Origin of the sequence: Streptomyces sp. NPDC048507 (genome assembly GCF_043199995.1) — a bacterium.
In the GTDB taxonomy this organism is placed as follows: Bacteria; Actinomycetota; Actinomycetes; order Streptomycetales; family Streptomycetaceae; genus Streptomyces.
In genome coordinates this window covers 436013-460467 of the sequence record NZ_JBICWZ010000002.1, presented here as the reverse complement: position 1 = coordinate 460467, position 24455 = coordinate 436013, and the positions used below count along the sequence as shown (strand labels likewise).

Genomic DNA, 24455 nt, shown 5'->3' with positions numbered 1-24455 from the left:
CCCCTCCAGGGGTTCGCGGACCCGGACGCGCCGCTGCCCCCCGGTCCGAGGGACCGGGAGGCAGCGGCGGGAAGCGGTGCGGAATCAGACGGCGTCGGCGGTGTCCACGACCTTCTGCACGGGTGTCGGGGCGGCCTTCGGCGCGGCCGGCGCGGAGGCGGTCACGGGCGTGCGCGGGCCGTGGCCGGAGCGCAGTCCGAGCCAGCTGATCAGTGCGACCAGCGCGAAGGCGGCGGCCCCGATCCCGAAGGTGAGGGTGAAGCCGGATTCGGCGGGCAGGGCGGGAACGCCCGGCGGCAGGTGCTCGATCGTCTTGGAGGCCAGGATGGTGGTGACGATGGCGCTGCCGATCGCGCTGCCGGTGGAGCGGGAGATCGAGTTGATGCCGTTGGCGATGCCGCTCTGGTGGTGCGGGACGCTGGCCATGATCACGGCCGGCATGGCCGCGTAGCCGAAGCTGACGGCCGCGCCGACGACGAGACCGGCGCCGATCACCGAGAAGGTGTGGCCGTGGTCCAGGGCGAGCCAGCCGAAGCCGGCGGCACCGAGCGCGGCGGCCAGGGCGAGCGCGATCCGCGGACCGCGGTGACGGACCAGCTGGCCGCCGACGGGTGAGGCGAGCAGCGAGACGATCGCGCCGGGCAGCAGGAACTGCACGGAGGCGCGCAGGATGGACGCGTCGAATCCGTAGCCGGTGAGCTTCTCCGGCATCTGCACGAGGTAGGAGACGCCGAGGAAGTTCGCGAACATGCCGAAGCCGACGAGGATGCCGGCCAGGTTGGCCATGAGCACCGGGCGGTGGACGAACATCTTCATGTCGACGAGGGGTTCGCGCACCTTGCGCTCGACCAGGACCCAGACGGCGGTCATGACGGCCGCGCCCGCGAAGCTGCCGAGGGTGCGGGCGGAGGCCCAGCCCCATTCGTGGCCCTGGGAGATGGGCAGCAGGAGCAGCAGCAGGGCGATGCCGAGGGTCAGGGCACCGAGGAAGTCGGTGCGGCCGCCGGTCTTGTGACGGGTGGCCGGGACCAGGAAGACGACGGCGAGCAGGGCCAGCGTGGCGAAGCCCGTGGCCATCCAGAAGGCGTTGCGGTAGTCGGCGTCGTCACCGGAGGTGAGCAGGCCGGTGGCGACCAGCGCCAGGCCGCTGCCGAACGCGAGCGTGCCGCTGACCAGCGCCATGGCACCGGGCAGCTTCTGCGGCCGGACCTCCTCGCGCAGGACGGACAGGGCCAGCGGGAAGATCGCGGTGGCCGCGCCCTGGAGCACGCGGCCCAGGATCAGCAGCGGCAGCGAGGTGGCCAGTGCCGCCACGACGGACCCCGCGACCATCACGCCGAGGACGGCCACCAGCGTGGGCTTCTTGCCGTGCTGGTCGCCGAAGCGGCCGAGCAGGGGGGTGAAGACGGCGGCGGACAGCAGGGTGGCGGTGGTCACCCAGCTCACGTTGGCGGTGGAGGTGCCGAGGTCGTTGCGGATCAAACCCAGGATCGGTACGGGCAGGGTCTGCATCATCGACACGACCATGGCGGCGAGGCTCAGGGCGAAGACGATGACCGTCTCGTTCCTGTTCCTCGCGTCGGCGGGGGCGGATGCGGCGGAGCTCATGACTGGCAGGACCTTCTTACTGCTTCAGGACGCAGATGTTTGATGTCATCAAGTACTTGGGTGAAGGTATCCACCAATAGTTAAGGTGGTCAAGTAAAAGGTTGATAATGTCAAGCATCCTGGAGTACGCTCCGGAGGTATGAGCGCCACCGCCCCGTACGGCCCCACCAAGCTCGAACTGCTCGAACTGCTCGCCGCGATCGGCACCGCGCAGTGGCGGGACTTCGCCGCCGCGGCCGCCCGGCACGGGCTCACCTCGACCCAGGCCAAGGTCCTCGCCCAGCTCGACGGACCCGTGCCGATGCGCGGCCTCGCCACCCTCCTGGCCTGCGACGCCTCGAACGTCACCGGGATCGTGGACCGGCTGGAGGCGCGCGGACTGGTGCGCCGGGAGGCCTCGCCGGCCGACCGGCGGGTCAAGAACGTCGTGGCGACCGACGGGGGCCGCGAGACCATCCGCCGGGTCCGCGAGGAGATGCAGGCGACCCACGGGGCGCTGGACACCCTCGACCGGGACGAGAGCGCCACGCTCCACGCCCTGCTGGAGCGGCTGCGCCCGACGATGGAGCGCAGTTCCTGAACCGGCGACCCGCCGCTCCCGGACCGGCGACCCGGCGCGCGTACCTCAGTCCTGCGGGGCGGCGGCGTCGAGGGCGGCGGTGAGCCGGCCCAGGCGGGCCTGGAGGTCGCGGATCTCGGCCAGCTCGAAGCCGGTGGCCGCGGCGATCCGGCGCGGCACCTCCACCGCGCGCTCGCGCAGGGCGACGCCCTCCGGGGTCAGCACCGCGCGCACCGAGCGCTCGTCGAGCGTGCTGCGCTCGCGCCGGATCAGGCCGGCCGCCTCCAGGCGCTTGAGCAGGGGCGAGAGCGTGCCCGAGTCCAGGCGCAGGCGCAGTCCCAGCTCCTTGACCGGCGTCGTGCCGTGTTCCCAGAGCACCAGCATCACCAGGTACTGCGGGTAGGTGAGCCCGAGGTCCTTCAGGACGACGCGGTAGAGGCCCCCGAACGCGCGGGTCGCGGCGTTGAGCGCGAAGCAGATCTGCCCGTCGAGGCGAAGGAAGTCCTGGTCGCGGAGGGTGTCCGCGGGCTGCTCGGTCATGCGGGCCAGTGTACCGGAGCACACCCGTAAGCGATTGAGTTGTGCACAACTGAATTGTGTGGTCTATTAGTGGACGAGGAACGGCCACCGGCCGCTCCGCCCCTCTGAAAGGACCTCCCGATGGACGCGCTGTACACCGCCGTCGCCACCGCCAACGGCCGTGAGGGCCGCGCCGTCAGCTCCGACGGCCAGATCGACCTCGCGCTCGCCATGCCCCCGGCACTCGGCGGCAACGGCCAGGGCACCAACCCCGAGCAGCTCTTCTCCGCCGGCTACGCGGCCTGCTTCGCCAGCGCGCTCGGTCTGGTCGGCCGCCAGTCGAAGATCGACACCGGCGACATCTCGGTCACCGCCGAGACCTCCATCGGCCAGGACGCCGGCGGCTTCGGCCTCGCCGTGACCCTGCGCATCGAGCTCCCCGAATCCCTGGCGGGCGAGACCGGCGCCCTGCTCGTCAAGCAGGCCCACGAGGTGTGCCCCTACTCCAAGGCCACCCGCGGCAACATCGAGGTCGAGCTCGTCATCGAGTAACCGCGCGACGGGCGGCCACCACCGCGCACAGCCCCGCCATCGGCAGCTCCGCCGCGAGCGCCAGCACGAGCGCCATGCCCTGACCGCTCGTGCCCGCCGAGGTGGTGACGTCGAACCAGGCGTCCATCAGGAGCAGCGCGGCGGTGGCCGCCGCCACCGGCGAGACCCGCGGGTCCCCCCTGCGCAGCAGCGCCCCCGTACCGGCGAGTCCGACGGCCAGCATCGCGTCCAGTCCGATCCACGCGGCCGACCAGTTGGACACCTCGGCCGTCACCGGCATCGTCTTCGCCAGCACCGCCATCCACGGCACCAGCGCGAGCCCGGCGGCGGTGAGCGCGGTCGAGAGGCGGGCGGTGCGCCGGACCTGGATCCGGGGGACGGCGAGGCTCATGGCGACGGGGCTCCTTCCGGCCCGCCGGACCGTCCGCCGGGCACACCACCACTCTGGTTCCGCACGCCGCCAAGATCAGTAGCTCCACCGTCCGAACCGGGGGTGGTGCCTGCGCCACCCCCCACCGGGCACCAGGGTGATGGCACCGCCCTGACCAGTGCGATTACCGTACGGCCATGACGACTCGCGGCGCGCTCACGCGTACGTACACCCGGATCGCCGCGCACACCCCCTGGTCGGCGTGGTCCCGGCGCAACACGGCCTTCGCCGCCGCCGCCATCCCGCCCGCCCTGCCCCTCCTCCTCGGCTGCCTGTTCGTCGCCGTGCGGCCCGGCCACAGCCCCGGCCCGCTGCTGCCCGCCGTCGCGCTGAGCCCGCTGCTGACGGTGCTCCAGCGCAGCCGCTTCTGGTCGCTGCTGGACCTGGACGTCCCCGCCGTCCGCCACGCGCACCCCTGGCGGACCCCGTCCGGGCTCGTCGAACGGCTGCGCTCCGAGTCCACCTGGCGCCAGCTCGGCTACCACCTCGCGGTCAGCCCGCTCATGGCCACCGGCGCCGTCCTCCTCGTCCTCGCCTGGATCCTCGGCGCCGCCGCGGCCGGTGTGTACGGATGGGCCTGGATGTTCCCCCCGGACCGGCTTCCGGGCCTGCCCGGCGTGGCCGGCCCTCCGGAGCGGCTGCCCGGCCTGGCCGCCCAGTACGACGTGATCACCGTGCTCGGCGCCCTGCTGCTGTGCGCCGCGCCGTGGGCCGCCGCCGCCCTCACCCGGCTGGACACCCTCGCCGCGACCGCCCTGCTCGGCCCCAGCCGGGCCCGCGAACTGCAGCGGCGCGTCGACGACCTCGCCGAGAGCCGCGCCGGGGTCCTGGACGCCGCCGACCTCGAACGCCGCCGCATCGAACGCGACCTGCACGACGGGGCCCAGCAGCGGCTGGTCTCCCTCGCCATGAACCTCGGCATCGCCCGCGCCACCCTCCCCGGCCTGCCGCCCGAAGCCCGGGCCGTCATCGACGAGGCCCACCGCGAGGCCAAGGAGGCCATCGAGGAACTGGGCGACCTGGTACGGGGACTGCACCCGGCCGTCCTGGAGGACCGCGGCCTGGACGCCGCGCTCTCCGGGATCGCCGCCCGCGCCCCGCTCCCCGTCGACCTCGCCGTGGACCTCACCGGCCGTCCGGGCCCCACCGTCGAGGCCGTCGCCTACTTCGTCGTCTCCGAAGCCCTCGCCAACGTCGCCAAACACGCCCGCGCGGAACGCTGTTCGGTGCGCGTCAGCCGCGTCCCGGCCGGCCGCGCGGACCTGCTGCGCGTCGTCGTCACCGACGACGGCGTCGGCGGCGCGGATCCGGCGGGCGGCACCGGACTGGTCGGCCTGCGCAAACGCGTAGGGTCGGTCGACGGAACACTATTGATCAACAGCCCCGTCGGGGGCCCGACCGTCGTCACCGTGGAGCTGCCGTGCGGGCTGTGATCGCGGAGGACTCCGTCCTCCTGCGCATAGGTCTTGTCAAAGTCCTCGAAATGGCCGGATTCGAGGTGTGCGCCGAGACCGGCGACGCCGAGGGACTGCTCGCCGCCGTTGAGGAACACCGCCCCCAACTCGCCCTCGTGGACGTCCGGATGCCCCCGGGCTTCACCGACGAGGGCGTCCGGGCCGCCCTCGTGATCCGCGGCCAGTACCCCGGCACCGCCGTGCTGCTGCTGTCCCAGTACGTCGAGGAGCGCTACGCCGCCGACCTGCTGGCCGCCCAGAGCGGATCCGGCATCGGCTACCTGCTCAAGCAGCGCGTCGCCGACGTCGAGGAGTTCATCGACGCCCTGCGCCGCGTCGCCGCGGGCGGCACGGCCCTCGACCCCCAGGTCGTCGCCCAGCTCCTGCTGCGGCGCGGCGGCCCCGACCCGCTGGAGCGGCTGACCCCGCGCGAGCGCGAGGTCCTCGCGCTGATGGCGGAGGGCCGCTCCAACGCGGCCATCGCCCAGGCGCTCGTCGTCAGCGAGAGCGCGGTCGCCAAGCACATCAACAACATCTTCGCCAAGCTCGACCTGCCCCCGGCCGCCGAGGCGCACCGCCGGGTCCTCGCCGTCCTGCGCTTCCTGGACGGCACGCCGTGACCCCGGCGGCGGACCCTCCGGCGCCGGACCCGGCGGTCCGCCGCAAGCACCGGGGAGCCTGGCACGCGGCCGCCGCCCTCGGCTCCGTCCTCGTCCTGCTGCCGGCCGGCTGGCAGGTCTGGACGCACGGAGCCGGGCAGCGCGCCGTCCTGCGCGGCGGCAGCGACGGCCGGGCGGTGACCGCGGTGGAGATCGTGGCGGGAGCCGCCGACCTCGCCGTCACCGCGCGCGCGGACGCCGACGTCGGCTACCGGGCCGATGTCCGCTGGGCGTTCGGGCGGCCCGACATCGAGCGGAGCTGGGTCGGCGACACCCTCCGGCTGACCCCGAGCTGCCCCGGCGACACCCTGGACCGGGCCGACGCGCCCGGCTGCTCCGTGCGCCTCGCGGTGAGCGTGCCCACCGGGATCCCGGTCACGGTCTCCGGCACCTCGGGACGCATCACGGTCAGCGGTCTGGAAGGGCCCGTCGACGCGGACACCGGCTCCGGCACCCTGGTCCTGGAAGGCCTGCGCGGACCCCTGCGGGCCAGGTCTGCCTCGGGCACCCTGCGCACCGTCGGCCTCGCCTCACGCCAGGCCGATCTCAGCGCCGGAGCCGGCCGGGCGGACGTCCGCTTCCTGGTCCCGCCGGACCGGGTCACCGCCCGCGCGGGCACCGGCCGGCTGGATCTGACCGTCCCCCCGGCCACCCGCTACCGCGTCACCAGCCGTGCGGGCGCGGGCCGGTGCGAGGTGCAGGACGGCCTCAGCGATCCCGCGGCCCCCCGTACGCTCGACCTCTCGGCGGACTCGGGCCTCGCCCGCGCGGGCGACCACACTCCGGACGACTGACGCCGCAGCGGGACCGGGCGCGCCCGGGACCGGCCCGGGCGCGCTCCGGGCACCGATCAGGCGTGCCCGGCCAGCGTCATCCGGATGTTCGCGATGCGGCCCGGGGCGTCGAACTCGACCACGGCCGTCACCTCGCCCGGCAGCGCGGCGCTGATCCGGCCGGGCTCCTGCCGCTGCGGCAGGCCGAAGCGCTCGAAGTAGCCCGCCACCATGGCGTACGGGGAGTGGCCGATCAGGCCCGTCGCCGACGTCAGCGTGTTCGCCAGGGACACCGGGTCGAAGGCGGCGTAGGGCACCCGGGAGTCGTCCGGCAGCAGGAACAGCCGGGTGTCCGGGCCGGCCTGCACACCGATGTAACCCGGCGCGCCGAGCACCCCCATCGCGGCGAAGGCCAGCGTCTCCGCGGCCCGCCCCGGGTCCGCGAACCCCGACAGGTCCAGCACCTCGTGCGCGAACTCGGGTATGCCGTACGCCCGCCCGTACTCACCGGCGCGCGCGGAGAGCGCCACCACCGGGGTGGCGCGCAGGCCGGGATTGGCCCAGCCCCACATCCAGGACCGCGCGGCGGCGTCGTAGGTCCCGAGGACGGACACGCGCAGGTCCAGGCCGCCCTGCCGGTACAGGCAGGCGTCGAGGTCGGCGCTCCACTCGCCCTCGGGCAGGAAGGCCATCAGGGTCCGCAGCTGCGCGGCGCCCCACGCGGCGTGCCGTTCGGCCTCGAACAGGAAGGGGTCGCCGAACCGGGAGTTCACAGGTGTCGTCACAGGTCACCACCCTAAGCCCGCTACCCCAGGCGTTCGATGACGCCCCGGGCGTAGGCGGCCTGGCCCGCGTGCTGGAGGTCGTCGGCCAGGACACTGACCAGACGGGCGCCGAGGGTGACCGGCGGGTCCCAGCGTTCGTCGACGACGCGGTCGAGGTCGGCCGCCGCGAGCCCGCGCAGGAAGTCCAGGGTCTGCGCGTGGACCGCGTCGAAGTAGCCCAGCAGGAGCTCGGAGGAGTCCACGCGCACGGTCCCGGCCTGCCGGGCGGTCTGTCCGTACCCGGTGGCCCCGGCGGGCAGCCCCAGCCCGAAGCGCTCCTCCCAGCCCCCGGCCGTCCACACCTGGCCGAGACCGGCGGCGTCGGCCACGTGGTCGTCCTGCACCCGGGTCAGGTGCCATACGAGCCACGCGACCGAGTTCGCCGCCGGGTCGATGCGTGCGTTGAGCCGGTCCGCCGAGAGTCCCCCGACGGTCTCGTGGACCACCTCCCGGATGCGTCCGAAGCCGTCCGCGATCACCTCGGTGCCCTTCATGTGCGCCTCCCGCCACGTCCGCCGAACCGTTCGGCCGCTGACGGGACCACCTTGCAGGGCCCCGGCCGGGGGCGCGGGGCGACACTCCGTCAGCGGTGACGCAGCCGCCTGCGGCGCAGCAGGACGCCGGCGGCCGCGCCGGCCAGGGCGATCCCGGCCACCCCGGCGGTGGTCCACCATGCGGCGCCGTCCGTGCCGGGGCCGGCAGCGCTGCCCGTGCCGGTCCCGGCGTCCCGGCCGGTGGAGGCGGGCCGGGCCGGTACTGGGGCGGCCGGGGCCGGGGGAGCCGCGGTCACCGGGCCGGACGGGGCGGCCGTCGGGGCCGGGTCCACCACCGGGACGGCGATCTCCCGTTCCGCGTGGCCCAACGAGGGGAAGCCCGCGTCGACGGTCACCGTCCAGCTGCCGGGCGGCAGCGTCTCGGCCGTCGTCCAGGCGGCGGCCCCGCCCGCGAGGTCGCGGACCAGCCGCCACGGGCCCGCCGTACGGGTGCCGTCGGCGCTGACCGCGTTCACGGTGGCGGCCACGGCCTCCTCGACGGGATCACCGTCGTTCTCCCAGGTGACGTCGGCGGTGACGCGGGCGTCGCGCTGACCGGTGATCACCACCTTCAGGGTGTCGCCGTGGGCGTGGGCGGTGCCGGCCAGCGCCAGGGCCAGGGCCTGGGCGAGGAACAGCAGGGCGAAGGCGAGGGTGGCGAGGGACGGGCGCGGGGACCGCGGGCGCATGGTCATGGTGCTCCAGGCGGGAGGAGGGAGGCAGGGGTGGGCGTGGGGGGACGAGGGGACGAGGGGACGCGGGGAAGGTCTGGGAGCCTCCCCGCGCGGGGAGGCGCGGGGAGACGCGGGCCCGGGGAGGGGCCGGAGGGCGGCCGTGGGGGTGACCGCCCTCCGGCCCCGCGGGTCAGCCCGCCTTGCGGACCGTCCAGGACTGCGCCGCACGGCCGTCCGCGCGCTGGAGGTCGAGCAGCCAGCTCCCGTAGTAGGGGCGGCCGCTGACGGTGAGGGCGAAGCCGCCACCCGGGTCGGTGACCGTCACCGCGCCGTCGCGGGAGGTCAGCCGCCACTGCTGGGCGGCCGTGGCGGCGCAGGGCCGCTGGGCGACCCACATGCCCGCGGCGGGGGCGCCGCCGGGCTGGAGGCACTTGCCGGACACGGCGGAGCGGATCCGTACGAGGCCGCTCCCGGCGTCGTCGAAGTACCACTGCTGCTGGGCGTAGCCGTTGGTGCGGCCCGCCACGAGGACGGTCCCGTCGGCGGTGCGGCCGTCCCACAGCTCGGCGGACATGCCGCTGCTGCCGTTGCCGAGCACGTAGCGGGTGCCCGGGGCGGTGGTGGTGCCGGAGGCGGTCGTACGGAAGGACGCGGTCTTGCCGGGGCCGCTGTCACGGCCGGAGGTGTCCCGGACCGAGACGGCCGCGGTGTACGCGGTGCCGGGCCGCAGGTGGTAGACGCGCAGCGAGGTGGACTGCACCCAGGTCAGGTGCTTGCCGTCGAGCAGGACCTGGTACCAGGCCGCGCCCTCGGTGCGCGGCCAGCTCAGCACCACGGAGTCGGACTGGATCTGGCCGGCCGTCACGGCCGGTCCGCCGCCCGGCTTCTTGGTGGGCGAGGGGGAGGGGGTGGGCTTCGCCGTCGGGCTGGGGTTCGGGTTCGGGCCGGGGCCCGGGCCGGTGCCGCCGCCGTCGGTGCGCATCAGGAACTGGTTGTCGGCGATGTTCCAGTGGGTCGCCAGGTAGCTGCCTGGCTTCGGGCTGGTGTGGAAGTAGTCGTCGTGGTTGCAGTCCAGGATGTTCTCGGAGGCCTGGTTCGTGCACACGTTGCGCATCTGCGGGTAGTAGGGGGTGTCGGAGTAGCACATGACGTCGAACTCGTCCGTGCAGTGTGCGCCGCGGCTGGTGTTGGGGGCGCTGTTGTTGACCGCGCCGAGGTTGTGGCCGAGTTCGTGCGCGGCGGTGTGGCCGCCCCAGCAGCCCGAGTCGGTGCGCCCGTAGGAGGGGCCGAAGTTGCTCAGGTTGTTCTGGCCGGGCCGCTCGTCGCCGTTGAAGGTGCCGATGCCGCAGTAGATCTGGGTGTCCGCGAAGATCATGTACTTGCGGTCGCGCCGGTCGAAGCCCTTCGCGGCGAGCGCGGCGTTGGTGGCGCTGAACTCCGCGAGCGCGGAGTCGGGGAGCTCGATGCCGATCACGGACGGCGTGCAGTCGGCGGCGGTAACGTAGCGGATGTGCCGGATGCCGCCGGTCTCCTTTGCGCTGGCCGCGTAGATGACGTCTGCGTCGGCCGCCCACTTGCGGAAGGAGGCCAGGTACTCGGCGTACCGGTCGCGGCCCGGGCCGTGCGCGTAGACGACCTGGACGCGGTTGCCGGAGGTGCCGTCGCCGTCGCACTGGACGGTCTGTCCGGCCGGACCGGCCGCGATGCCCTGGCTGCCGGAGGCAGGAGGGGCCGCGGCCGCGGCGGTGCCCGCGCCGCGGGCGTCGGCGGCGGGCGCGTCCTGAGGACGCCCGCCGCCTTCCGTGGCGGCCGGGTCGGCGGCGGCGGGGGCCGCGGGGTCGGCCGCGGGGGCCTTGGTGCGGACCACGGGCTGGACGTCCTTCTTGATGTCCACGCCCCCGGGGGGTGCGTCGGGCCCGTGGGTGCACAGGCCGGCGTCGGTGCGGTAGACGCCGACGCAGCGGTCGCCCCGGGGGGCGGCCTCCAGCCCGTCGTAGACCATGCCGCGGGCGTTCTCGTTCGCCGGCGCCTTGGAGAGGGCGGCCGGTTCCGCGTCGCGGGCCGGTGCGGCGGCCGGTGCGGTGGGGGCGCCGGCCCCCGAGGCCTGCGCGGGGGTGGTCGCCTCTGCGTCCGGGCCGAGGCCCGAGTAGGCGATCCCGCCCGCGATCACCGCCGCCGTGGCCATGGCGGCGGTGAGGAGTATCAGCCGGCGGGGTCTGCGCCGGTGTTCACGCGGTCTGCGGCGTCGGCCGGCCGTGCGTCGTGCTGTCATGCGCACCTCAAGTCCTGGTCAGGAGAGTGGGTGCGCGGAAGCTTGCCAGACGTACGCCGTGGAGAATTCGGACAAACGGGAGCCGGGTCCGAGAAATCTATCCGTTACCTGGTGACTCGATTTGATGAACTGTCAATTGCCAATAAAAATAAGGGAGTTACGCGCGTCGATCCGGAAAGGTCCAGGCCTTTTGGAGGATGTCGTTATCAAAACGAGATATGAAGCGGAAGCTTATTGACGGTAATTCAGTCAGGTTTTCACGTAAAAACTACCTGCCGAATTCCCCCCGTCACGAGCGGTGTCCGTGGGTGCCCAGGCCGGCCGGCCGGAGCGGCGGCGGCAAGGGCACCCGTACGCACTAGCGGACGGCGCCCCGCTCCCAGCGGTAGAACCGCTGGGCCATGGCGTCCTTGGGGCCCCGCCAGGTCTCCGGGTCGTGCGGACTGATGAACGCCGAGAGCCGGTCGCTGAGGTCGCGGAACTCCGGGTGGCCGGTGACCTGCGCGATGGCCGGACCGGGGTCCTTCTCGGACTCGATCAGGTGCAGGTACACGTCCCCGAACTGGAAGAGACTGCGGCGGCTGACCCCGACCAGATGGGGGAGTTCACCGGCGTCCGAGGCGGCGAAGAGGCCGGCGATGTCGGGCGCCGAACCGGGTGCCATGCGGGCCACGATGAGGGCTTGGTGCATCGGGAGGATTGCCTTTCGGCTCGGAGAAGAGGGAAGCGGGACGCGGGGAGGGGCGCGGTGAGCGGGGGCGCCGTCTCAGCGCCGGGCCGCCGCGGGCCGGCGCCGGCCGTGATGACCCTGCTCGATCTTGTCCCGGATCAGTTCCATCTGGATGCGGGAGTTCTGGTTGATGCGGTCGGTCATCCCCGCGTCGTCGATGGGCGCTTCCGGCTTCATCGCGAAGTCCTGCACCCAGCGCATCCGCGTGCCGCCGCCGGGCGCCTCGCCGTACTCCCAGTGGATGTCCATGTGGGCGAACGGGCCGGTCTCGACGCGGCGGGCCTTGACCGTGAGGCCGTCGCGGTCGAGGGTCCGCTCCGAGACCCAGCTCCACACGACGCCGTTCTCGTCCGGGTGCATGGCGAGGCGGAACCGGGTGGTGTTCCCGGCCTTCTCCAGGATCTCGATCGACGCGTACTCGCTGAACAGCTCAGGCCAGTTGGGCAGGTCGTTCGTGACGTCCCAGACGACGTCGACGGGCGCGTTGACGGTGATCTCGTTGTCGGTGTGTCCAGGCATGTCAGGCTCCGGTCATGAGGCTGTTGTTGACGAGGTCGATGAACTCGCGGGGGCTCTTGCAGCGGTCCGCGTCCGTGGGCAGCGAGCGGCCCCGCCGGTTCTCCAGCTCGCCGACGATGCCGAGCAGGCCGAGCGAGTCGAGCCCGTAGTCGTCGAACTGGGATTCCGGACGGTTCGCGAGCTCGGTGGGGTCGACGGTGATGCCGGCGGTCTTCATGAGCTTCGCCAGCTCTTCGATGGTCAGTCGGTCGGACATGGTGCCTTCTCTCTGTTCCTTGTTCCGGGGGCCGCGCCGAACCCTGCGCGGCCCTGACCAACCGGGTCCCGCTCCCTACGCGGGGGATGCGGGCCCCTTGCGCAGGACGAGTGCCGCGTTCGATCCCATCCGGCCCCGGCTCAGGACGAGCGCGGTCCGCAGGGGGGCGACCCGGGCGCTGCCGGTGACCACGTCGAGGTCGTGGCAGACGTCGAAGACGTTCGGGGTCGGCGGCACCACCCCGTGTTCCAGGGCCAGTACGGCCGCCGCCGCGTCGAGGGTGCCGGCCGCGCAGTACGCCCGCCCGGTCCCCGTCTTGGGAGCGGTGACCGCCACTCTGGAGCCGTGGCCGCCGAGCGCGTCGTGGATCGCCCGCGCCTCCGCCGCGTCGGCCTCGGGGGTGCCCAGGGCGTCCGCGAAGACCACGTCCACCTCCTCGGGGGCGCAGCCCGCCTCGCGCAGCGCGCCGCGGATGGCGTGGGCCAGGCCCTCGCCGGAGGCGTCCGGCCGGTTCGTCCCGGTGAAGGTGGCGGCGTGCCCGGCCAGCAGGGCCCGGACCGTCGCACCCCGCCGCAGGGCGGCCTCCGCGTCCTCGACGACGAACATCGCGCCGCCCTCCGCCGGTACGAACCCGCACGCCTTGGCCGTGAAGGGCCGGTAGGCGCGCTGCGGGTCGTCCCAGGTGCTGAGGCCCTCGTAACCGAGCTGGCAGACCACCGAGTAGGGGGCGAGCGGGGCCTCCGTCGCGCCGACCAGCATGGCCCGGCTGCCCTGGCGGATCGCCCGGGCCGCGTGCGCGAAGGCGTCCAGCCCGCCCGCCTCGTCGCTCGCCACGACCCCGCAGGGGCCCTTGAACCCGCGCCGGATGGAGATCTGGCCGGTGCTGGCCGCGTAGAACCAGGCGATCGACTGGTACGGGCCGACGTAGCGGGGGCCCTGCCCCCACAGCCGCTGGAGCTCGCGCTGCCCGAACTCGCCGCCGCCCGAGCCGGCCGCCGTGACGACGCCCACCGCGTACGGGTCGTCCTCGTAGTCGGCCCGCCCGAGCCGGGCGTGCTCCAGCGCCAGGTCGGCGGCGGCCAGCGCGTAGTGGCTGAACCGGTCGGTCTGGACGAGGAACCGCTCCTCGACCAGCGCCCCGGGGTCGAAGCCCCGCACCTCCCCGGCCACCCGCACCGGAAGGTGCTCGCAGCCCTGCCGGGTCACCCGGTCCAGGACGCTGTCGCCGGACTGGGTCGCCTTCCAGAAGGCGTCCGCGCCGATCCCGTTGGGCGCGACGACCCCGATGCCCGTAACGGCCACCGTCTTGCCGGCAGTACGGCTGTTCACGCGCGTACCTCCTTGGGCTGGGTCAGGACGACGGCGGACTGGAAGCCGCCGAATCCGCTGCCGACGGACAGCACGCTGCGCAGGGTGTGGCTGCGGGCGGTGCGCGGCACGTAGTCCAGGTCGCATTCGGGGTCGGGGGTCTCGTAGTTCGCGGTCGGCGGCACCACGTGATGGGTCATCGCCAGGACGCAGGCCGCGAGCTCGATCGCCCCGATGGCGCCGAGGGAGTGCCCCACCATGGATTTGATGGAGGTCATCGGCGTCTTGTAGGCGTGGTCCCCGAGCACCCGCTTGACCGCCGCCGTCTCGTGGCGGTCGTTCTGCTTGGTGCCGGAGCCGTGCGCGTTGACGTAGTCGATCTCACCGGAGCCGATGCGGGCCTGGGCCAGCGCCGTCTCGATGGCCCGGGCCATCTCCAGGCCCTCGGCGGTCAGCCCCGTCATGTGGTGGGCGTTGCCGAAGGTGGCGTACCCGCCTATCTCGCAGTAGACCGTCGCCCCGCGGGCCCGGGCGTGCTCCAGCTCCTCCAGGACCAGGACGGCGCCGCCCTCGCCGAGGACGAAACCGTCCCGGTCGGCGTCGAAGGGCCGGGAGGCGTGCGCCGGGTCGTCGTTGTTGGCCGAGGTCGCCTTGATGGCGTCGAAGCAGGCCACGGTGATGGGGGAGACCGGGGAGTCCGACGCCCCGGCTATGCACACGTCCATCCGGCCCTCCTGGATGGAGTGCACGGCGTAGCCGACGGCGTCCAGCCCGGAGGTGCAGCCCGTGGAGACGGTCTGCACCGGGCCGCGCGCCCCCGTCCGCTCCGCCACCGCCGAAGCGAGGGTGGCGGGCGTGAACGCGCGGTGCAGGAAGGGGGAGGACAGCCGGTGGTCGACGTCCCACCACTCGCCCCGCTGGCTCACCGCGACGTAGTCGTGCTCCAGCCGGGTGGTCCCGCCGACCGCCGTGCCCAGGGAGACGCCGGTGCGCCAGGCGCTCTCGCCGTCCAGCTCCAGGCCGGCGTCGGCCATCGCCTCGCGGGCGGCGACCAGGGCGAACTGGATGTACCGGTCCGCCCGGGCCGCCTCGTCCTCGCCCAGACCGTGCTCCGCCGGGTCGAAGTCCACCTCGGCGGCGATCCGGGAGCGGAACCCGGCCGGGTCGAAGAGGGTGATGCCGCGCGTCGCCGTACGGCCGTTGGACAGCAGGTCCCAGAAGGCCGGGGTGCCTATGCCCCCGGGGGCGACGACGCCCACCCCCGTCACGGCCACCCGCCGCCGGGTCACGACACCGCTCCCGTGTGCTCCGGCGGACGCTCCGCCCACAGCGAGGCCTCGGGGTGCGGGGCCTCCTCCGTGTCGACGTGCCCCAGCTCGGGGCGCGGGGCGAGCGGACCCAGGTGGAAGACCATCCGGGCCTCGGTGTCACCGACGTTGCGGAAGCGGTGGCGCACGTTCAGCGGGACGAGCAGACCCTGGTCGACGCGCAGCGGGTGCGGCTCGCCGTCGAGGTCGACCTCCAGGCTGCCCGCCACCACGTACACGAACTCCTCCGAGTACGGGTGGTAGTGCTCGGCGATCGACTCGCCCGGGGCCATCACCGCCAGGCCCATGAAGCCGCTGGTCGAACCCACCGACGTCGGGGTCAGCACGGCGCGCAGGTCACCTCCGCGCCTGAGGTTGGGCTGGGTCTCGCTGAGGTCGACGATGCGCGGGTGATGTCTGGTCATGCTGACTTCCTCCTGGCGGATCGGGAGCCTGGCGGTGCGCGCATGGGCTGCCGGATGGGGATGGGGGTGCTGCGGGGGCGTTGCGTTCCGGATCAGTCCTCTTCCGGCGCGTGCCGGTCGGTGATCGGGTTCATGGGGTGCGGGGCGTCGCCCGCACCGGTGGGCTCCCCGGCGAGCAGGCGCCGCAGCACCGCCGCCTTGCGGGGTCCGTCGATGCCGAAACCGCCGGCGAAACGGCCGTCGGCCGGCCCGCGGACGTCCAGGAGCCGCACCACGACGTCGTCGCGCTGGAAGATGCTGCTGCTCAGCACGGGACTGGTCGGGAGTTTCGCGGCCGTCTCGTCCTGCCGGGCCAGGAAGCGGGCCACGAGCGGACCGCAGCCCGGCTTGGCCGGGTAGTACAGGGCGTGCCGCGACACCTCCGACGGCTGCGCGCCCTGCGCGGCCACGTGGTGGACGGCCGGCAGCGCCGCACGCATGAAGAACATCCGGGCGGACTCCGGATCGGCCAGGTCCCGGTCCTGCTCCAGGTACGGGTTGATGGCGTGCTCCACGGCCCGCACCTCGGGCTGCTCCGACACGTGCCGCAGGGCCGCCGTCAGGTCTCCCTCGACCTCGACCGCCCGTACGACCCGGTTGCCGTGCATGAACAGCGAGGTGCGGCACAGCCGGGTGTGGTCGTCGACGCGGGCCCGCGGCGAGTCGTACGAGGACAGGATCTGCGCGACCCGCTCCTCGCTGCCCGGCTTGACCGTGAAGGTCAGCGCGTGCCGCACGACGCCCGCGCCGAGCCGGGGCGCGCCCTGCAGCCGGGCGCGCCCCGGCCCCTGCGGGGCCTCGTACCGCTTGCCGGTCTCCCGCAGGACGGTGAAGGTCAGCGGGCGCATCGAGCGGGCGCAGGCGCCCAGCGGCCGGACCTGCTCGGCGTGCGCCTCGCTGTTCACCCAGGCGAGGTACTGCGGGGCGCTCTCCCACTCACTGGTGATCAGCCACTGCGAGGGGTTCGCGAAGGACTGGCAGAGCTGGTCGCCGAGGTGCCCGGGCACCGACGCGATGTCGTGGCGCAGCTGTTCGTAGGCGTCGAAGAAGCGCTGCTGCGCGCCTTCGTGCAGGTCCATCAGCAGGACGACCCGGAGCATGGAGCCGTCGAAGGCCGACTGCGACACCCGCTCTGACAGGGTGGTTGTCATTTCCTCACTCCTTCGTGCCTGCGGGTCCGCGGGCCTCCGTGGTCGGGGACGGCGGGGGTGTGGTGCGAGGGGCCGCCGCTGTCGCTCATCGTCATCCGGCCGGGTACGGATCGCTACATCTCCGGATCAAGCGGGTGACAAGACGCGACTCGCCAGGGCGAGAACCCCGATCGGGGGCATAAAGCGTCCACTGCCCCCCGCACGAAACAGGAGCCCGCAGCTGATGGAAGAGCATGCCGATGTTCGTGTACCGGTCCTCGTCGTGGGCGGCTCCCTCGTGGGCCTGTCCACCTCGCTGTTCCTGAGCCGCCACGGCATCAGGCACCTGCTGGTCGAGAAGCACGCCGGTACGTCCGTCCACCCCCGGGGCCGGGGGATCAACGCCCGGACGATGGAACTGTTCCGCACGGCGGGGGTCGAGCCCGCCATCCGCAAGGAGGCCTCCGCCCTGGAGGCCAATCAGGGCATCCTGCAGAGCGAGTCCTCGCTCGTCGGCGGGGAGCACAAGTGGCTGATCAAGGCCGTCGATCCGTCGGGCGCGCTGAAGAAGTTCAGCCCCACCGGCTGGTGCCTGTGCAGCCAGAACAACATCGAGCCGGTCCTGGCCGAGCAGAGCCGCGCCCAGGGCGCCGACGTGCGCTTCTCCACCGAACTGATGAGTTTCGACCAGGACGAGCAGGGCGTGAGCGCGGTCGTCAAGGACCGCGAGACCGGTGAACACCTCACCGTCCGCGCCGACTACCTCATCGCCGCCGACGGCCCCCGCAGCCCCGTCCGCGAGGCCCTGCGCATCCGCCAGACGGGCAACGGCGAGCTGTTCCACAACGTGAGCATCGTCTTCCGCTCCGAGCGGCTCGCCGGCGTCCTCGGCGACCTGCGCTTCATCGTCTGCTACCTGCTGAAGCCGGGCGCCGACGGGGCGCTGCTGCCCGTGGACAACGAGACCCAGTGGGTCTTCCACGCCCCCTGGCACCCCGAGACGGGCGAGACGCTGGAGGACTTCACCGACGAGCGCTGCGCGGCGCAGATCCGTGCGGCCATCGGGGTGCCCGACCTGGACGTGGAGATCGGCGGCAAGGCGCCCTGGCACGCCGCCGAACGGGTGGCGGAGAAGTACCGGGTCGGCCGGGTCTTCGTCGTCGGCGACGCGGCCCACGAGATGTGCCCCACCGGCGCCTTCGGCTCCAACACCGGCATCCAGGACGCGCACAACCTCGCCTGGAAGGTGGCGGCCGTCCTCGGTGGCGCGGCCGGACCGGAACTGCTGGAGACCTACGAGCAGGAGCGCCTCCCGGTGGCCCGCGCCACCAGCGAGCGCGCCTCGGCCCGTTCGGCCGAGCACAGCCACCCGGGGTACGTGCCGCCGCCCACCATGGGCGGCGGTCCGGGCAGCGGGGTCCTCACCACCGCGATGGGCTACGCCTACGGGAAGGGCGCGGTCCTCGGCGGCGACCCGTCCCGGCCGGTCATCCCCGACACGATGCGGCTGAGGGGCGACGTCGGCACCCGCGCCCCGCACATGTGGCTGACCCGGGCGGGCGAGCGGATCTCCACGATCGACCTGTACGAGCGGGCGTTCGTGCTGCTCAGCGGCGAGGGCTCGCCCTGGAAGGCGGCCGCGGCCGGGGTGGCGCGGCAGACGGGCGCCCGCCTGGACGCGTACGCCATCGGCTCCGGCTCCGGCGCCGACCTGGTCCCGTCGGAGGGCGCCGACTGGGCGGAGCTGCACGAGCTCGCGGCCGACGGAGCGGTCCTCGTACGCCCGGACGGGTTCGTCGCCTGGCGTTCGGAGGGCGCCGCCGCCGACCCGGAGGCCGTCCTGCTCGACGCGATGAAGCGGCTGCTGCACCGCCCCTGACGGCTCAGCCGCAGGCCCAGCACCCCGCCCAGCAGCCGTGGCCCGCGGGCCGCGGCCGCGGGCGGTGGTGCGCGCCGGCCCGCCCGGCCGGGGCGGCGGCGCGGGCCGCGGCCCGGCCCGCGAGGCAGGCGACGACCACGGTGATCGCGGCCAGTTCCTCGGGTTCGGCGGTGCCCCGGTGGACCCGGAGCAGGCTCGATATCGCGGCTTCGCTTCGCATCGGCACGGCCTCTCATCAGGAGACTTCACCTCGCCGGGCCGCCTCGGCCCGCGCTGCCGACGCTACGAGTCCCCCGGTGGCCTGTCGTGCCGGGGAGCGTCGTCCACAGCCATCCGTGCGACGTGCCCGGCGCGGGGCAGCCCCTCAGCCGAGCTTCACCCAGCGGGCCGGGCTGGGGACGCCGTCGGCGTCGAGGAGGAAGAGCATGTAGTAGCCCGGCGGGGCGTCGGCGGCGGTGGGCGGGGTGCGCAGGGCGATGGTGTCGCCGCGGGTGCCGGTGATCGGCAGTTCCAGGTGGCGCTGGCTGGTGTTCACGGCGTGGGTGACCGTCGTCGGTGCCAGCAGCACCGCCCGCCGCACGGCGGAGGCCGTCGAGCTGCGCACCTCGAAGCCCGTGCCGTGGGCCAGCGCCGCGGCGGGGACCCGGTCGAGGGCGGGCCGCGGCCCCCGGTGCAGGTAGGCCGGCTCGTACAGCTCGATGCTGCCGTCCATCGCGTCGCCGATGTCGGGGTCGTTGGCGATCTGCTGGAGCTCGTCGCCGGTCACCATCACCCGGCCGTCCGGCATCACCAGGGCGTTGGAGTGGTAGCCGCGCGGCAGCCGCTGGGCCGGGCCCAGCCGCCAGTGACCGGCCGCGTCCCGCAGCTCGGTCTGGCGGTACTTGAGGTCGGCCTTCGGGTTGAACGGGCCGTTGCCGTAGTCCCGGGTGCTCAGGGCGCCGTTGACGGTGAGCAGCGTGGCGTCCGGCAGGATCAGCGTGTCGTCCTGGGTGCGGCCGAAGGCCCGGGGTTCCCGGGTCTGCCAGCCCGCGCCGGTCAGTTCGTACGTGTTCGGGTCGTGCGGGTCGCCGCCGAGGACCAGAACGGAGTCCGGGCCGCGCAGTCCGGCCGGGAGCGGCACGGCGGACCCGTAGCCGCGGAAGTCGGCGGGGCGCCGGGGCAGGTCGGTACGGGTCTGCGCGGCCGGGTCGAACCGCCACTGCTGGTCGGCGTCGCGCCCCAGCCCGTAGATCATCCCGTCCCGCAGTGAGAACAGGTGCGGGTAGTCGTTGCGGAACGGGGCGTCCGCGCCGAACCGTTCGGAGGCGATGTCCAGCGGAATGTCGTACGTCCGCCGGGGCACGGGCAGCCCCTTCGCCGGGAACCGTTCCACGACCGGGGTGGGGGTGCCCGTACCGCGCTCGGACTGGCCCGACATGATGATCTGGCGGCCGTCGGCGCCGGTGACCACCGAGGGGTACCAGCGGCCCACGGACATGTCCCGGTTGCGGTACCAGGTCTCCGTCCAGGGGTCGAACACGAAGGACAGCCGGGCTCCGCTGCCGCCCTTGCCGCCGGTGTTGCCGCCGAAGACGGCGACCATCCCGTTGGGCAGGAAGGCGTGCCCGGCGCAGAAGAACGGGGCGGGGCGCGGGACGTGCGTCCCGTCGGGCATCAGCACGGTCGGCGGCCGGACCTCGTGGAAGGCCCGGGCGCCCGTCCCGCGCGCGGGGTCCCACAGGTAGGCGCGCCCCGCGTTGGTCGGCCCGGTCCGGTCGGTGGGGCCGGTCTCCTTGGTGGGGTCGGTCTCCACCCGCTCGAAGGAGAACAGCAGCACCTTGCCGGTCGGCAGCTGGGCGAGGTGGACGCCGAAGTCGGGGGAGGGGAAGTACTGCGCGAACCGGCCCGACGCAGCGGCGCTGAAGCCGGCGTTCGCCCGGGCCTGGGAGTCCGTCAGCGCGGAGAGCGACGCGGTACGGGTGGCCTGCGGATAGCCTCCGGCGTTCCGGGCGGCGGCCCGCCGGCCGGCGTGCGCCCGCGCGTGTTCCGCGCCGATCAGTGCGGCCTCCGCGTCGCCGGACCCGTGGCCCCCGTCGTGCCCGGGCCGGACCCGCTGCACGCCGGCCGCTCCGGCGGCCCCGGCGGTCGTCGCGGCGGGGAGGGACACGAGCAGGCCCGCGGCGAGGAGGGTGCCCGCCGCGAGGGCGGCGGACCGGCGGGTTCGGGACATGCGTCTCCTCGGGGGCGGCGGACGGAACGGCCCGTGCGAGGAGAGACTAGGAGAAACCACCCCGAACGCCTCGCCTGGCGCGAGGTCCGTTCCCCGTGCGGCGCAAGCGGGGGTGGGAATAACAAAAACGCCCCGGACGAATTGACGTCCAGGGCGTGCATTCACGTATATTTGTTGGTTCGCGCCGCGTTCGAGAACAGGCGTGAACAAGGTTTACAGAGGCATCGTATCGCGCCGGGAGTGGAATTGTCAAACATCGAATTTCAGAGTGAGCAGCAATTCCTCACGGAGCTGTACGCGCGGCTCGAAGACCTCCGGGACCGGGCCGACCGCGCCGTCCGCACGGCCCTGCGCCAGGGCGGGAACGGGTTCCAGGCGCGGCTGGAGCGGGATGTGCTCGTCGCCGAGCAGTCCGGTCTGTTCGCCGCGCTGAACGCCGCCGAACAAGGACTCTGTTTCGGCCGCCTGGAGTTCTCCGACGGCCGTGACCACCACATCGGCCGCATCGGAATCCGGCAGGACGATGCCGAACGCACTCCCCTCGTACTGGACTGGCGCGCCGAAATGGCACGCCCGTTCTATCTCGCGACCGGACACGTGCCGATGGGGCTGCGCCGCCGCCGGCACATCACCACCCGGGGCCGCGAGGTCACCGGCCTGCACGACGAGATCCTCGACCTCGCCGACACCGAACGCACCGGCCACGAGGGCGCCGACGCGGACGCCGTGCTGCTCGCCGCCCTCGACGCCGCCAGGACCGGCCGCATGCACGACATCGTGCGGACCATCCAGGCCGAACAGGACCGGGTCATCCGCTCGCCGCACCGGGGCGTCCTCGTCGTGGAGGGCGGCCCCGGTACCGGGAAGACGGCCGTGGCCCTGCACCGCGCCGCCTACCTCCTCTACGCCCACCGCGAGCTCCTCGCCAGGCGCGGCGTACTGATCGTCGGACCCAACCCCGCCTTCCTCGGCTACATCGGCGAGGTGTTGCCCTCCCTCGGTGAGACCGGGGTGCTGCTGGCCTCCCCGGCGGACCTGTTCCCCGGCGTCCGGGCCACCGGCACCGACCGCCCCGGCGCCGCGGCCGTCAAGGGCCGCGCCGCCATGGCCGGGGTCCTCGCCCGGGTCGTCGCCGACCGGCAGACCCTCCCCGAGGGCGTTCCCGCCGGCAGCGGCGAGGAGCACGACGTGGTCCCCGAACCGGCTCTGGAGGTCGACCACGACGACTACGGGACGCTGCTGCTCGACCGGACCATGGCACACGCCGCCCGCGACCGGGCCCGCGCCACCGCACTGCCCCACAACCTGGCCCGCCCCTACTTCGCGTTCGCCGTCATCGACGCCCTCACCGCGCAGCTCGCCGACCGGCTCGGCGCCGACCCCTACGGCGGCCCCAACCTGCTCGGCCCGGACGACGTCGCCCAGCTCGGCAAGGAGATCGCCACCAGCGCCGAGGTGCACGCCGCCATCGACACCCTGTGGCCGCACCTCACCCCCGAGCGGCTCGTCGCCGGCTTCCTCGCCGACCCCTCCCACCTCACCGACGCCGACGCCGCGCTGATCCGGCGCACCGGCGGCCCGTGGACCCCGGCCGACGTGCCGCTCCTGGACGAGGCCGCGGAACTCCTCGGCGTCGACGACAGCGCCGACCGGGCCGCCGCCGAACGCGACCGGCTGGAGCGGGTCGCCTACGCCCAGGGCGTCCTCGACCTCTCCCAGGGCTCCGATTCCTACGAGTTCGAGGACGCGGAGAACGAGTACCTCGCCGCCCACGACCTCATCGACGCGGAACGGATGGCGGAGCGGCAGGAGGAGGACGACCACCGCACGACCGCCGAACGCGCCGCCGCCGACCGCACCTGGAGCTTCGGGCACGTCATCGTCGACGAGGCGCAGGAACTGTCCGAGATGGCCTGGCGGCTGCTGATGCGACGCTGCCCGACCCGGTCGATGACCCTCGTCGGCGACCCGGCCCAGACCGGGGACGAGGCGGGCTGCGGCTCGTGGCGGCGGATCCTGGCCCCGTACGTCGGCGAGCGCTGGGAGCGGGTGCGCCTGGGCGTCAACTACCGTACGCCGGCCGAGATCATGGAGGTCGCGGCCGCCGTACTGCGCGCCCACGACCCCGGCTTCGAACCGCCCGGCTCGGTGCGCTCCACCGGCGTACGGCCCTGGGTGCGCGAGAGCGCGGACCTGCCCGGCGCCCTCGCGGCGGCCGTCCGCACCGGCACGCCCGCCGAGGGCCGCCTCGCGGTGATCGCCCCGCGGCCCCTGCACCCGGCCCTGGCCGCCGCCCTGCCCGGGGTGGCGGCGGGGGAGGAACCGGACCTCACCCGGGCCGTCGTCCTGCTGGACCCGCGCCAGGCCAAGGGGCTGGAATTCGACACCGTCATCGTCGTCGAACCCGGACGGTTCCAGCCCAGCGACCTGTACGTGGCCCTCACCCGGGCCACGCAGCACCTCGGCGTCCTGCACAGCGGCCCGCTCCCCGAAGGGCTCGCCGGCTGACGGCACGCTCCGGACACGCGGCCTCCATGTGGCCGGATCCGGCCGTCTCCAGAGGGCGTCGGCCGTCGTACGGTGATCCCATGCCCGTAGTCGACATCACCTCCGCCGCCGGGAACTTCGACGCCGACCCCTACTCCTACTACGCGGCGCTGCGCGCGGCCGGACCGGTCCACCGGGTCGGCGCGGGCTCGCCCGACGAGGTCGCGTGCTGGATCGTCGTCGGGTACGAGGAGGCCCGTCAGGCCCTCAACCATCCGGCCCTGCGCAAGGACTGGCGCAACGCGGGCCTGTTCCCCGAGATCGAGCCCACCGCCGCCAACTCCAACATGCTGGAGGCCGACCCGCCGCACCACACCCGGCTGCGCCGCCTGGTGGCCCGCGAGTTCACCGCACGCCGGGTCGAAGGACTGCGCCCGCGCGTGGAGGAGGTCACGGGCGAGCTCCTCGACGCCATGGCCGCCCGCCCCGAGCGCACGGCCGACCTGATCAAGGAGCTCGCCTTCCCGCTCCCGATGACGGTCATCTGCGAGCTGCTCGGCGTCCCCGACCTGGACCGGGACCGTTTCCGCGGCTGGTCCAACGCGGTCGTCACACCCGTACCGGGCGTCGTCGGCAACGAGGCCCACCAGCAGCTGAGCGGCTACCTCGGGGAGCTGATCGCGCTCAAGGCCAAGGCCCCCGGCGAGGACCTGCTCAGCGCGCTCATCCGCACCCGTGACGAGGACGGCGACTCGCTCTCCCCGGACGAACTCATCGGCATGGCCTTCCTCCTGCTGGTCGCCGGACACGAAACCACCGTCAACCTGATCTCCAACGGCGTGCGCGCGCTGCTCGCCCACCCCGGCCAGCTGGCCGCGCTGCGCGCCGACCCCGACGGCCTCCTCGACGGGGCCGTCGAGGAGATGCTCCGCTACGACGGGCCCGTGCAGAACAGCACCTACCGGCACGCAGCCACGGACGTGGAGATCGGCGGCACGGTCATCCCCGCCGGAGCCGTCGTCCTCGTCTCGCTGGCCGGAGCCGACCGCGACCCCGGCCGCTTCGCCGACCCGGACGTCTTCGACATCCGCCGGGCGCCGCAGGGCCACCTCGCCTTCGGCCACGGCCTGCACTTCTGCCTCGGCGCCCCGCTGGCCCGCATGGAGGGCCGCATCGCGCTCCGTCGCCTGCTGGAGCGTTTCCCCGCACTGGAGCAGGATCCGGACGCCGGGCCGCCGCAGTGGCTGCCGGGCAGTCTGATGCGCGGGGTGAGCCGGCTGCCGGTGCGCTGGTAGGGCGCCCCGCCACC

The 24455-nt window shown here is 73.8% G+C and carries 24 protein-coding genes; 8 read left to right on the top strand and 16 right to left on the bottom strand.

Features of this window, described 5'->3' with window-relative positions; genetic code table 11:
• Nucleotides 1–84 precede the first annotated feature (84 nt).
• Nucleotides 85–1608 carry an MFS transporter gene (locus ACGFXC_RS07210; protein WP_393710358.1) on the bottom strand — a complete coding sequence of 508 codons (1524 nt, stop codon included), beginning with the start codon at nt 1606–1608 and terminating at the stop codon, nt 85–87.
• Between the two features lie 139 nt (nt 1609–1747).
• On the opposite strand from ACGFXC_RS07210, the gene ACGFXC_RS07205 reads away from it, so the two are divergent.
• Entirely contained in the window at nt 1748–2188 is a 441-nt protein-coding gene (locus ACGFXC_RS07205) for a MarR family winged helix-turn-helix transcriptional regulator (RefSeq protein ID WP_393710356.1), read from the top strand.
• 45 nt (nt 2189–2233) lie between these two features.
• Here ACGFXC_RS07205 and ACGFXC_RS07200 read toward each other — a convergent pair whose 3' ends face one another.
• Nucleotides 2234–2707 (bottom strand): MarR family winged helix-turn-helix transcriptional regulator, encoded by a 474-nt coding sequence (locus ACGFXC_RS07200; protein WP_393710355.1) that lies wholly within the window; start codon nt 2705–2707, stop codon nt 2234–2236.
• Nucleotides 2708–2827: 120 nt separating this feature from the next.
• On the opposite strand from ACGFXC_RS07200, the gene ACGFXC_RS07195 reads away from it, so the two are divergent.
• Nucleotides 2828–3238 (top strand): organic hydroperoxide resistance protein, encoded by a 411-nt coding sequence (locus tag ACGFXC_RS07195; RefSeq protein ID WP_393710354.1) that lies wholly within the window; start codon nt 2828–2830, stop codon nt 3236–3238.
• Here ACGFXC_RS07195 and ACGFXC_RS07190 read toward each other — a convergent pair.
• A complete protein-coding gene (locus ACGFXC_RS07190) occupies nt 3228–3629 on the bottom strand; it encodes a hypothetical protein (protein ID WP_393710352.1) in 402 nt (133 codons plus the stop codon). The genes ACGFXC_RS07195 and ACGFXC_RS07190 overlap by 11 nt on opposite strands.
• A 176-nt stretch (nt 3630–3805) precedes the next feature.
• Here ACGFXC_RS07190 and ACGFXC_RS07185 point away from each other — a divergent pair, with 176 nt between their 5' ends.
• The 3 genes from ACGFXC_RS07185 to ACGFXC_RS07175 are packed head-to-tail and all read left to right on the top strand — an operon-like array spanning nt 3806 to nt 6575.
• Nucleotides 3806–5101 carry a histidine kinase gene (locus tag ACGFXC_RS07185; RefSeq protein WP_393710350.1) on the top strand — a complete coding sequence of 432 codons (1296 nt, stop codon included), beginning with the start codon at nt 3806–3808 and terminating at the stop codon, nt 5099–5101.
• Nucleotides 5089–5742 carry a response regulator transcription factor gene (locus ACGFXC_RS07180; RefSeq protein ID WP_393710349.1) on the top strand — a complete coding sequence of 218 codons (654 nt, stop codon included), beginning with the start codon at nt 5089–5091 and terminating at the stop codon, nt 5740–5742. Before ACGFXC_RS07185 ends, ACGFXC_RS07180 begins: the two co-directional genes overlap by 13 nt.
• On the top strand, nt 5739–6575 hold the full coding sequence (locus ACGFXC_RS07175) for a hypothetical protein (protein ID WP_393710348.1): 837 nt from the start codon (nt 5739–5741) through the stop codon (nt 6573–6575). The genes ACGFXC_RS07180 and ACGFXC_RS07175 overlap by 4 nt, the downstream gene beginning before the upstream one ends.
• Before the next feature lie 56 nt (nt 6576–6631).
• On the opposite strand, the gene ACGFXC_RS07170 is transcribed toward ACGFXC_RS07175, so the two are convergent.
• The 11 genes from ACGFXC_RS07170 to ACGFXC_RS07120 form a co-directional block, all read right to left on the bottom strand.
• A complete protein-coding gene (locus ACGFXC_RS07170; protein ID WP_393710346.1) occupies nt 6632–7339 on the bottom strand; it encodes a DUF6882 domain-containing protein in 708 nt (235 codons plus the stop codon).
• A gap of 20 nt (nt 7340–7359) precedes the next feature.
• Nucleotides 7360–7872 carry a DinB family protein gene (locus tag ACGFXC_RS07165; protein WP_393710344.1) on the bottom strand — a complete coding sequence of 171 codons (513 nt, stop codon included), beginning with the start codon at nt 7870–7872 and terminating at the stop codon, nt 7360–7362.
• An 89-nt stretch (nt 7873–7961) separates the two neighbouring features.
• Nucleotides 7962–8606, bottom strand: coding sequence for a hypothetical protein (locus ACGFXC_RS07160; protein ID WP_393710343.1), 645 nt, complete (start codon nt 8604–8606; stop codon nt 7962–7964).
• Between the two features lie 169 nt (nt 8607–8775).
• Nucleotides 8776–10857 (bottom strand): RICIN domain-containing protein, encoded by a 2082-nt coding sequence (locus ACGFXC_RS07155; protein WP_393710341.1) that lies wholly within the window; start codon nt 10855–10857, stop codon nt 8776–8778.
• Between the two features lie 358 nt (nt 10858–11215).
• The gene (locus ACGFXC_RS07150) at nt 11216–11548 is read right to left on the bottom strand and encodes a TcmI family type II polyketide cyclase (protein WP_393710339.1); all 333 of its coding nucleotides are present in this window, start codon (nt 11546–11548) and stop codon (nt 11216–11218) included.
• Between the two features lie 75 nt (nt 11549–11623).
• Nucleotides 11624–12106: an SRPBCC family protein gene (locus ACGFXC_RS07145; RefSeq protein ID WP_393710337.1), complete on the bottom strand. Its 483-nt coding sequence runs from the start codon at nt 12104–12106 to the stop codon at nt 11624–11626.
• Between the two features lies 1 nt (nt 12107).
• Complete coding sequence (locus ACGFXC_RS07140; RefSeq protein WP_393710336.1) at nt 12108–12362, bottom strand: phosphopantetheine-binding protein; 255 nt, start codon at nt 12360–12362, stop codon at nt 12108–12110.
• A 75-nt stretch (nt 12363–12437) separates the two neighbouring features.
• Nucleotides 12438–13691 (bottom strand): beta-ketoacyl synthase N-terminal-like domain-containing protein, encoded by a 1254-nt coding sequence (locus tag ACGFXC_RS07135; protein WP_393710334.1) that lies wholly within the window; start codon nt 13689–13691, stop codon nt 12438–12440.
• On the bottom strand, nt 13688–14959 hold the full coding sequence (locus tag ACGFXC_RS07130; RefSeq protein WP_393710332.1) for a beta-ketoacyl-[acyl-carrier-protein] synthase family protein: 1272 nt from the start codon (nt 14957–14959) through the stop codon (nt 13688–13690). Before ACGFXC_RS07130 ends, ACGFXC_RS07135 begins: the two co-directional genes overlap by 4 nt.
• The gene (locus ACGFXC_RS07125; RefSeq protein WP_393710330.1) at nt 14956–15402 is read right to left on the bottom strand and encodes a cupin domain-containing protein; all 447 of its coding nucleotides are present in this window, start codon (nt 15400–15402) and stop codon (nt 14956–14958) included. The genes ACGFXC_RS07130 and ACGFXC_RS07125 overlap by 4 nt, the downstream gene beginning before the upstream one ends.
• A gap of 92 nt (nt 15403–15494) precedes the next feature.
• Nucleotides 15495–16592: a SchA/CurD-like domain-containing protein gene (locus ACGFXC_RS07120; RefSeq protein WP_393710328.1), complete on the bottom strand. Its 1098-nt coding sequence runs from the start codon at nt 16590–16592 to the stop codon at nt 15495–15497.
• A gap of 223 nt (nt 16593–16815) precedes the next feature.
• Here ACGFXC_RS07120 and ACGFXC_RS07115 point away from each other — a divergent pair, with 223 nt between their 5' ends.
• Complete coding sequence (locus tag ACGFXC_RS07115) at nt 16816–18450, top strand: FAD-dependent oxidoreductase (RefSeq protein ID WP_393710326.1); 1635 nt, start codon at nt 16816–16818, stop codon at nt 18448–18450.
• Between the two features lie 4 nt (nt 18451–18454).
• Here ACGFXC_RS07115 and ACGFXC_RS07110 read toward each other — a convergent pair whose 3' ends face one another.
• Nucleotides 18455–18670 carry an acyl-CoA carboxylase epsilon subunit gene (locus ACGFXC_RS07110; RefSeq protein ID WP_393710925.1) on the bottom strand — a complete coding sequence of 72 codons (216 nt, stop codon included), beginning with the start codon at nt 18668–18670 and terminating at the stop codon, nt 18455–18457.
• A gap of 144 nt (nt 18671–18814) precedes the next feature.
• Nucleotides 18815–20659 (bottom strand): galactose oxidase-like domain-containing protein, encoded by a 1845-nt coding sequence (locus ACGFXC_RS07105; protein ID WP_393710325.1) that lies wholly within the window; start codon nt 20657–20659, stop codon nt 18815–18817.
• A 246-nt stretch (nt 20660–20905) separates the two neighbouring features.
• On the opposite strand from ACGFXC_RS07105, the gene ACGFXC_RS07100 reads away from it, so the two are divergent.
• A complete protein-coding gene (locus tag ACGFXC_RS07100) occupies nt 20906–23167 on the top strand; it encodes a HelD family protein (RefSeq protein ID WP_393710923.1) in 2262 nt (753 codons plus the stop codon).
• Between the two features lie 80 nt (nt 23168–23247).
• Nucleotides 23248–24441, top strand: a complete 1194-nt coding sequence (locus ACGFXC_RS07095; protein WP_393710324.1) for a cytochrome P450 — start codon at nt 23248–23250, stop codon at nt 24439–24441.
• The last annotated feature ends 14 nt before the right edge of the window (nt 24442–24455 follow it).